The organism is Bacillus sp. LR--39 (assembly GCF_053613335.1).
Genome location: NZ_JBSIOT010001194.1, coordinates 1 through 604 on the forward strand (window position 1 = coordinate 1; position 604 = coordinate 604).

1 protein-coding gene and 1 pseudogene are annotated in these 604 nt (G+C 45.7%); both read left to right on the top strand.

Translation table 11 applies throughout. The features are described from left to right. Window positions 1-242, top strand: a pseudogene (gene glpP, locus ACWHAR_RS29370) (glycerol uptake operon antiterminator GlpP); the annotation flags it as partial. A gap of 178 nt (window positions 243-420) precedes the next feature. Next, a partial coding sequence (locus tag ACWHAR_RS29375) for an aquaporin (protein ID WP_452088730.1) occupies window positions 421-604 on the top strand: 184 nt, incomplete at its 3' end.

Consider the following 604-nt stretch of genomic DNA (forward strand, 5'->3'; position numbering starts at 1 on the left):
TGGAGAAAAGCATGGAGTTTATCGGCAAGCATAAGCCTGACTTCATCGAAGTGCTTCCCGGCATCGTTCCGACACTCATTCAGGAAATAAAAGAGAAAACAGGGATTCCCATCTTTGCCGGGGGGTTCATCCGTACGGAAGAGGATGTAGAGCAGGCATTGAAAGCGGGGGCTGTAGCTGTCACAACGTCTAATGCCAAATTGTGGAAAAAATATGAAAACTTTTTGACGGAAAGTGATTGACACCGCTTTCATGCACTGATACAATTGCACTATGTTAATACATTGTGATGGAGAACTCGGAGACCACAGCAGCTCTTTACGGCAAATGTTTATGCACCCGTAAAGCGGTTTGTTGTGGTTTTTTTATTCTCTTCTTCTCTATCATGCTTTTTAATCGTGACTTTAGGAGGAATGTGCTATGACAGCATTTTGGGGAGAAGTCATCGGTACGGTGCTGCTTATCATTTTTGGTGCAGGTGTTTGTGCAGGTGTCAATTTAAAGAAATCGCTTTCATTCCGGTCTGGCTGGATTGTTGTTGTATTTGGATGGGGATTGGGTGTTGCCATGGCGGCATACGCGGTTGGCGGCATCAGCGGTGCCC